2 protein-coding genes are annotated in these 10,387 nt (G+C 35.5%); one reads left to right on the forward strand and one right to left on the reverse strand.

Annotated elements, in window-relative coordinates:
* Window positions 1-179 precede the first annotated feature (179 nt).
* The gene (locus tag ACO6OL_RS08190; protein ID WP_485502784.1) at window positions 180-617 is read right to left on the reverse strand and encodes a hypothetical protein; all 438 of its coding nucleotides are present in this window, start codon (window positions 615-617) and stop codon (window positions 180-182) included.
* Between the two features lie 1,095 nt (window positions 618-1,712).
* Between ACO6OL_RS08190 and ACO6OL_RS08195 the strand changes: the two genes are divergently transcribed.
* Window positions 1,713-10,387 (forward strand): Ig-like domain-containing protein (locus ACO6OL_RS08195; protein WP_485502785.1); only part of this gene is annotated, 8,675 nt, incomplete at its 3' end.

Here is a 10,387-nt window from a genome sequence, read left to right on the forward strand (position 1 = left end):
GCTCCTTTTGTCACAAAAACTTTAAAATTTTATCTAGTAATACTATCAAAAAAATTCTCTTCGTAGTCTTTTAACAAAATAGCTAACTTTTCAGCAGTGCTTGCTGATGACGTTTTACTTTTTATAGGATAATAAAGATTATTCAGCATTGCTCCTTTTGTCACAAAAACTTTAAAATTTTATCTAGTAATACTATCAAAAAAATCCTCTTCATATTCTTTTAACAAAATAGCTAATTTTTTCAGCAGTGCTTGTTGATGACGTTTGACTTTTGTAGGGTGATTAAGATTATTTTGCATAGCCCCTCGAAGTGAAGAATTCTTAGCGTATAGTTTATATAAAAGTAGTTGATCAGCTACAGATAGAGTGGCTAAAGCATCATATAATGCGTCATACAGCTCTTCTTTAATAACTGTTACAGTAGATGATGCGGAACAATCCTTGATTCGACTCTCCCCAGTATTGTTTTCAGAAGAATAATTCTCATAATAAACTAAACCACATTCTTTAAATTTTCTAGTAACATAGTTCGTGCGATTTTGAATAGAATTTATCTGAGAATAAACCTCTTTACTAACAGGAACTTTTATATTGTCTTTTGTTTTTAAGTAATTCATAAGTATACTCCTCCTATTGTATATCTGTAAGAGTGGGAGAGAGGGGGATATTGATTATACATACTTATATAAAAACTGTAAAGAGGATACTTAAAATAAGAAGTAAAAGCAATTTATGTATATACAAAAAAACTACAAAATTAAAGTAAAAATAAGAGGGTGCTGACGAAAAGGTCCTAAAATTTAATAAAGTTCATATGAAAACTCATAGAGGCAGCGGTTTATTGATATCTAAAATCGCTTTATAAAAAATTTTTAGATATCTAATAAACTTTACAGGGTAGACTCGACAAAATCTTGTTTCTTAAGAAATCACGATTTTCGAGTCGCTTCCGTCCGAAGAAAAAATATTAAAGTTGAATTTTATAAAGACATTCACATCAAATAAATTTCGGTACTGACACATAACAGTATTTTAGGGTGCAGCTTTTTAGTAGGTAGTATTTGGAAATTGATATTTTTTGGTTTGAAGTGAGTTTTAATGTAGTTATTAGAGTTATTTTAAAGGTGTGACAATTGAATTTATTTTCCCATGATATGATTTTTAAATGTTAGTTGTGAATATTCAATTATTGTTTTAGTTTTAGATAAAAAAATTCTTCGTTTGTAGGTTTACAATAAAAAAACTTTTTTGGAAAAATGAGATATAAAAACATTTACATAACTGATGTTATAGCTAATTAGTAAACTAGAAAATTATACTTAAAATAAAATTTTTTTATAATCTTAAAAATAAGAATAATTATATAAGAAAATCATGGTTTTCATAATGTTTTTTTTTTTTTTTTTGATATAGAAAAGCTTTGTAATAAGGGTTTCAAGAAGTCTCTTAATATCAAATCAACTTAAAAAGACCATTATATTTCCTATTTTTTATTTTTTTGAGTCCTCGTATTATGAGCTGAAACGTTGATAAATACAAGTTTTTAGTTGATTTAAGGTTTGTAGTATATTATAATTATTATGTTTAGGATTGTTGAAAAGTATATACTAGATATTAATGTATATATGACCTAAATATCTAGATGTATTTTATGTAACATCTAATACAAAAAAATAACCGAAAAAATATATAAAGGAGATTGATATTAATATATGTGGTATGAATACAAAAATGGCGAAAAAGTCACACGTTTTTCGATAAGAAAATATCACTTCGGTGCTGCCAGTGTAGCTGTAGCGTCGTTAATATTCTTTGGTGGCGGAATGTCAGCTAAGGCAGAAAATGTTCCAGTGTCACATGATGCACAAAATAGTGGGAACGCCGCAAATGATGATAAAAATGCCGGCGGAGATTCTGGAAAACAAGTAGCAGCTGATAATAAGCCTATTACAGTTGATGTTCCTGCGACAGCATTACCAACTGCAAAAGTAGATAAAGCAGAATTAAGCAAACTAACGATTAATTTAGATACATTAGTTAGAACTACAGAAAAAGAAAAAATCAGCGGTATCGCTAAAGAACTTGACAAAGTTTTAACGGACGCTAAAGAATTATTAAAAAATGAAAATGCTACAGCAGAAGAAGTTAAAACACAAGTAGAGGAATTAAAAAAAGCTACTGAAAAATTAAACGCTACTGTTGCTGAAGCTGATAAAAAAGCGGCAGAACAAAAGAAAGCGGAAGAAGCTAAAAAAGCGCAAGAAGCTAACCAATCAGGAACAGATCGTAGTGCTGAGGTAGGAGCTGCAAACACAGAAACATCAACACCAGCTAGAAGCTCTCGAGGAAGAAGAGGAAGAACTACAGAAGTTCAACCAGAGGCTAGCACAAGTGAGACTCCAAAAGTAGAAGCAGCGACTTCTAACAAAGAAACTGCACCAAAAGCATTACCAACTTACACAAATGGTGCGGGAGATACAGGTACTTACGCATTAGCAGAGGAAATGCGCAATATCGTTAAGTACTTAAAAGATAATGGTGCGGATGCTGCTAAGATAGCTGCAATCAAAGCTAACTATGACAAGTTAAATGAAAAAATTGGGCTTGCTGACGAAAATGCAGTATTGTCTGAAGAAGATTTCAATAAAGCATTAGCGGACTTAAAACAAGCTCGTGACTTTGCTGAAGGATTCCTTAATCACCAACCTAGCGCTCAAGTTGAAGCGTTACCGGTAAATCGTCGTGAACGTGCAGCTGGACAAGACCGTGATAGCTCATGGCCAAATTATAATTCAGCCAAAACTTGGTTTATCGAAGATGGTTCAAAACACTCAATTTATTCAAAATACACTTATGCTTGGTTTAGTGATCAAAGAAAAGATACTCCTGACTCTCGTTCTTATCTGGTAAAAGGAAATGCAGATTCATATATCACTGAGAAAGTGACTAAAATTAAAAATGGATATTATTGGGAAATTGATATCAATAAAGGGAATGGTAATGGAGATAAACATGCGTTCTTAGATAATACGTATTGGTTTACAATTCCAAAAGGTCATACCATCCGAACTGATTCAATTGCCATTTCGAGAAATAATACGAATGCTGTAAATGCTCCTGATAATCAGATTACTACTGCTTTAGATAAAATAGGTATTAGAGAGGTTCGTAAAGGAACTGTTAATAGTACAGGACAAAGAATTTTTACTAATAATGTTTATAAAAAAGGAAATCTTGACGCATTAGTTAGACAAGATGGATTCTATAATCGAACTAACTGGCAAGATGTTCCTGAACCATCTGATGTTCAAACCATTACAAATAAAAAGTATGAATTACTAAAATCAAATACTCAGGATTTGTATAGTTTTACAATTGATAATAATACTAGCTATAAATTAACGTTTGTAACAGATAATACAAGTACTAAATCAGAAAAAGACTTGATATATGGTTCTGGGGTAATCGCAGAGCGAAGTTCATCGGGTGCTAAGCATCGTTTGAATACATTCTTAATACACGCTCGTACACCTGCGGAAAGCTCATTAGGAGATAAATATCCAATTGAAGAAAAAGGAAACAACTTCTGGAAAGTTAATCAAGGGGAATATTCTGCAATTAACTTTGGTGGTTCTGGTGGTAACTTTGGTTATATAGGTCAACCAAATGTATATGAAGAAAATTACGCTGAAAATAACCCGGAAAGAGCTAGAGGTGTAATTGTTACAGGAGATTTTAGAAGTGTTAAAAAGATTGATACCACTTCTTATTTTGCACCTGCAAACGGATTGACTATAGATCAATATAAAAGAAGAATTAACGATGAAAACGGAAGACCCGTAGATCACCTTTGGGAACAAGATGGTCGCGAGATTGCCGCTAATAATGTTGCTAGCGATATCGCTAATACTCCAGGTGTAAAAAAATATTCCGTTACTCGTGAGTTTACAGATGGAACGAGCGATAAGATTGACATTAACTTTGTTGTTAAACCAAAAACACCAACTATTACAACTGATTTGACAAGAGTAGCTGGTGTGGCAAGCAATATCCAAGTTAGTGGTGGTACGAAAGGCTACGATATCTATCTTTATAAGAAAGATAATAGCGGTAATTTAATCACATTATTAGATGGCAATGGCGAACCTATTAAGGCTACTGCTGGAGAAAATGGAGTAGCAACGTTTAATAACCTTACATTAGAAATTGGGACATATGTCGCTAAAACTGTTGTGAAAGGTGGTTGGATTGATTACGATAATACGCCGCGTACCGAGGTGGCATCTGATCCCTCAGCAGAAAAACAAGCTACAGATGGAGCACCGCCGGTAGTTCAGTTTGTCGGTACTACTACGCCGCTTCCGGAAACAAGAACAGGTGATGCACTATACGAAGTGATTCAAGGTAGTCCGTTTAGACCAATGCTTGAAGCATGGGATAATCTTGGAACGATTACTAAGTTTACAATTGATAATTTACCACCAGGTGTTACTGCTAGAAATGCAAATAATAATTTTGCTACTTCTAATAATTACAGTAAAAACAATACATTTGGTCCTGTGTTCTTTACTGGGGATGTTCCAGCAAATCGAGAACCTGGAATTTATACATCAACTATAACTGTTAGTGATGGTGTAACAGGTGATAAGAACTATTACTTAAAATACAAAGTTCTTCCAGTAGCACCAACAGTTACTACGGAAGCAAAATACAATCGAACTCTAGTGTCGACTGACCGTAGCATCTCAGGTACAGGGGTAGCTGGGGCAACAATTACAGTAACGTTACAAGATGGCACAACTGGTACAACAACAGTTAATAACCAAGGAAAATGGACGTATAATTTAAAACCAAATGAAAAACTTACGCAAAATACTAAGCAAGATGCTTCTATAAAAGCTAATAGTGCAGTTTCTATTAAGCAGACTAAAAATGATGCTGAATCAGTAGCAACAACAGTGGATGTTCAATTAGCTAGAGCAATCTCTATTGATACTCCAGTTCAAGCAGGACGTGAACTGACTGTTAAAGTTCCTCATGATGCAGGTCAATTCTATATTCAACTAAACTACGGCACAAGACAAGAGTACGAATATGGAGTTAAACAAGTTGATGGGCAATGGCGAATAACAGATACTAACAAAGCGAACACGACTGAGTTAATCGTGAAAGACGGAGCTAACGTTTCTGAGAAAGTGTTAACTTTACGTATTAAGGATTCTAATAAGAAGACAAATATTCCTTTTACAATTCCAGCAGGTGAAAATAAAGTTAGATTCCGTGTACACCACGTTAATAGTCAAAATAATCCAGCTAACCCAGGAAATGACGCTGATCAAGGATGGACTATTGCTTCAGCAGCAACGAATACAAATCCAACAATCACAGTAAAAGCACCAGATACGCATAACTACACAGCGGATGGAAGTTTAACGATGGCTGGGTTAAAAAATCTTGTGACAGTAGCAGATACAGAAGATGATGCGAACAAGACAGTAGGAAATACAGCAAGCGATAACCTTAATGTTACAATTAGAAAAGGAAATCAAAATGTAACCTTGTCAGGAAATGAGTATCTGAAAAAAGGTGATTATACTTTAACGTATACAACAACAGATGCAGCAGGTGCAAGGGTTGAGAGAACACATAATATTACAGTTTCATCACTTGCAGAATCAAAAGGAGCATCTATCACATATCCAGTTGATACAGCTAAAGTAGTTTATGGTAATAGTGATGTTCAAAATGGTAACTTTACAACAGCAATCAAACAAAGTTTTGCGAATAAGTTAACTGAGGTGAACCGTGGTAATAGTAATTTACCAACAGGAGTAACATTTGCGCCAGGTACAACAAATGATAGAGCAAAAGTTGTAGTAGCTACATTCCCAGATGGATCAACAGTAGATATTTCACATGATAAAGTGGCGAAACCAGCAGCACCAGTAATTACACCATCGGCAAACTTTGATGGAGATTTAGGTTCAACAGAACGTAGTATTTCAGGTACAGGTATTGCAGGGGCAACTGTTAAGGTAGCTTTACAAGATGGAAATACAGGTGAAACAACAGTTGGTTCAGATGGAAGATGGACATATAACTTAAAAGCGGGAGAAACGCTAAAACAAAACTACAAACAAGATGCAACAACAAAAGCAACTAGTCCAGTTTCTGTTAAACAAGTAGCAAATAGTATCGAGTCTGCAGCAACAACGGCTACCGTTCGTTTATCTAATGTTGTTTCATTCGACACACCATTACAAGCAGGAAGAGACATTACTGTTCGTGTACCACACGATGCGGCAAAATTCTATATACAGATTGCAGGAAAAACTGGGCGTTATGAATACGCTCTTACTAAAACAGCTAGTGGATGGCAAGTAACAGAACCTAATGGTGCTACAACAACAGAAGTAACAGAAGAAGCTGGAACAAATGCTTCAGAGAAAGTTGTAAAATTACACATTAAAGATTCAAATAAAAAGACAAATATTCCATATACAATTCCTTCTGCGACAAGAAGTATAATGGCTCGTGTACATTACGATAATAGTGCAGGAAATCCATCAGGTGGATGGGTATTTGCTCCAGATGCAACGAATACAAATCCAACAATCACAGTCAAAGCACCAGATACGCATAATTATACAGCGGATGGAAGCTTAACGATGGCTGGATTGAAAAATCTTGTGACAGTAGCAGATACGGAAGATGATGCGAACAAGACAGTAGGAAATACAGCAAGCGATAACCTTAATGTTACAATTAGAAAAGGAAATCAAAATGTAACCTTGTCAGGAAATGAGTATCTGAAAAAAGGTGATTATACTTTAACGTATACAACAACAGATGCGGCAGGTGCAACAGTAACGAAAGAACATACAATTACAGTTTCATCACTTGCAGACTCAAAAGGAGCATCTATCACATATCCAGTTGATACAGCTAAAGTAGTTTATGGAAATAGTGATGTTACAAATGGTAACTTTACAACAGCAATCAAACAAAGTTTTGCGAATAAGTTAACTGAAGTGAACCGTGGTAATAGTAATTTACCAACAGGAGTAACATTTGCGCCAGGTACAACAAATGATAGAGCAAAAGTTGTAGTAGCTACATTCCCAGATGGATCAACAGTAGATATTTCACATGATAAAGTGGCGAAACCAGCAGCACCAGTAATTACACCATCGGCAAACTTTGATGGAGATTTAGGTTCAACAGAACGTAGTATTTCAGGTACAGGTATTGCAGGGGCAACTGTTAAGGTAGCTTTACAAGATGGAAATACAGGTGAAACAACAGTTGGTTCAGATGGAAGATGGACATATAACTTAAAAGCGGGAGAAACGCTAAAACAAAACTACAAACAAGATGCAACAACAAAAGCAACTAGTCCAGTTTCTGTTAAACAAGTAGCAAATAGTATCGAGTCTGCAGCAACAACGGCTACCGTTCGTTTATCTAATGTTGTTTCATTCGACACACCATTACAAGCAGGAAGAGACATTACTGTTCGTGTACCACACGATGCGGCAAAATTCTATATACAGATTGCAGGAAAAACTGGGCGTTATGAATACGCTCTTACTAAAACAGCTAGTGGATGGCAAGTAACAGAACCTAATGGTGCTACAACAACAGAAGTAACAGAAGAAGCAGGAGCAAATGCTTCAGAGAAAGTTGTAAAACTTCACATTAAGGATTCAAATAAAAAGACAAATGTTCCATTTATACTTCCTTCAGCAACTAGAGCTATGATGATTCGACTACATTATGATAATAGTGCAGGAAACACAGCTTCGGGATGGATTTTTGCACCAGATGCAACGAATACAAATCCAGGGATTACAGTAAAAGCACCAGATACGCACAACTATACAGCGGATGGAAGCTTAACGATGGATGGATTGAAAAATCTTGTGACAGTAGCAGATACGGAAGATGATGCGAACAAGACAGTAGGAAATACAGCAAGCGATAACCTTAATGTTACAATTAGAAAAGGAAATCAAAATGTAACCTTGTCAGGAAATGAGTATCTGAAAAAAGGTGATTATACTTTAACGTATACAACAACAGATGCGGCAGGTGCAACAGTAACGAAAGAACATACAATTACAGTTTCATCACTTGCAGACTCAAAAGGAGCATCTATCACATATCCAGTTGATACAGCTAAAGTAGTTTATGGAAATAGTGATGTTACAAATGGTAACTTTACATCAGCAATTAAACAAACTTTTGCGGATAAAGTTACAGAAGTGAACCGTAATAACAGTAATTTACCAACAGGAGTAACATTTACATCAGGAAGTACAAATGATAGAGCAAAAGTTGTAGTAGCTACATTCCCAGATGGTTCAACATTAGATATTTCACATGATAAAGTGGCAAAACCAGCAGCGCCAACGATAACTCCAAGCGATGGATTTGGAACTGATTTAAGTTCAACAGAACGTAGTATTTCAGGTACAGGTATTGCAGGAGCGACTGTTAAGATTGCTTTACAAGATGGTAAAACAGGTGAAGCAACGGTTGATCAAAATGGTAACTGGACATACAATTTGAAAGCTAATGAAGTGTTAACGCAAAACGTTAAACAAGATTCGAATACAAAATCAACAAATCCAGTTTCGGTTACACAAGTTATGTATGATGTAGAATCGGCAACAACTAGAGCTAATGTTCAATTGAGTAATGCGGCATCTATTGATACACCATTACAAGCAGGACGTGATATTACTGTTCATGTGCCACATGATGCAGGTAAGTTCTATGTAGTAATAGCAAGCAAAGAAGGACATAGTTTCCAATATGGATTTTTGAAAACTGATAATGGATGGCAAGTAGAAGAATCTGTTAATAATAGACCTTCTGGAAAAACAACAACTGAGTTAACAGAAGAAGTAACTTCTAACCCATCTGAACGAGTATTCAAATTACACATTAAAGACTCAAATCAGAAATCTGACATTCCGTTTACAATTTCTTCAGCACCAAGAGCTATGATGGTTCGAGTACACTATGATAATAGTGCAGGAAATATAGCTTCGGGATGGATTTTTGCGCCAAACGCAACGAATACAAATCCAACAATCACAGTAAAAGCACCAGATACGCATAATTACACAGCGGATGGAAGCTTAACGATGACTGGGTTAAAAAATCTTGTGACAGTAGCAGATACAGAAGATGATGCGAATAAAACAGTAGGTCGTACTGCTAATGAAAACTTGAGTGTTACAATTAGAAAAGGAACTCAAAATGTAACATTATCAGGAAATGATTCTCTGCAAAAAGGTGATTACACTTTAACGTATACAACGACAGATGCGGCAGGTGCAACAGTAACGAAAGAGCATACAATTACAGTTTCATCAATACCAGAAGTTTCAATCAAAGCAGCAAAAGATGCAACTGCACAGGGTATAGTTCCAACTACAGAATCAAACCAAGTGATTAATAGTGTTACAATTCCAAGTGATCAACCGCAACCAATTAGTAAAGTGCTAAAAGATAACGGACGTATTACAGAAGTAGATGGCGAGAAAGTTGCTACTGTAGTGTTAACATATTCTGATAATTCTACAAAAGAAGTAACAGTTCCAGTCTTGGAAGTTAAACCAGTTGACATTACAACAACATTTAATGAGTTGGATAATACTGTAACAATTAAGCCAAACACAACGGTAGAAACTGGAGATAAATTACACGTTGCTATTCGTGGTGTTGGAATGCAATTAACAAAAACAGCGGATGGATATACAAACAGTCGTAATGATCGTAACATCACTGTAAATCAAGATGGAAGCATTACAGTAACGCTATCAGGCGAGGAAAAATTCCAAGCAGGAGACCGTGTAGTAACACGTCACGAAAGCAATAAGAATGGTCAAGTAGATTCATACGAAACAGAAGCATTCGCAGGATTGAAACCAGTTGAGAAAGTTCCAGTAATTAATTTAACGAATCTAACTCCAAAAGAAATACAAGACGTTAAAGCAGCTGTGAAAAAAGCGAACCCATCAGTTAATGTTGATGAGTTACAAGTAGCAGCAAACGGGGATGTAACTTATACACACAGAGGAGCAGGAGTGGGAACTAGTGACCCAACACCAGAGATTAGGTTGAATGGAAATGTTATTAAGAAACCATCTGCTCCAGAGATTCAAACTTCACTAGAGGGGAAAGCTAATGCAAACAGCCCTGTGGAAGTAGAAGTTAGATCAGATGCAGGAACAACAGTTACGCTATACGATGCAACTGGTAAAGAAATTGGTTCAGCTATAGCTGGTAGCAATGGTATAGCTAGAATTACAGTATCTGAGAAAATTCCAGTAGGAAATGTAACTGCGACAGCAACGGACGCATCTAATAACACATC

The sequence above is a fragment of the Gemella sp. genome (genome assembly GCF_057272915.1).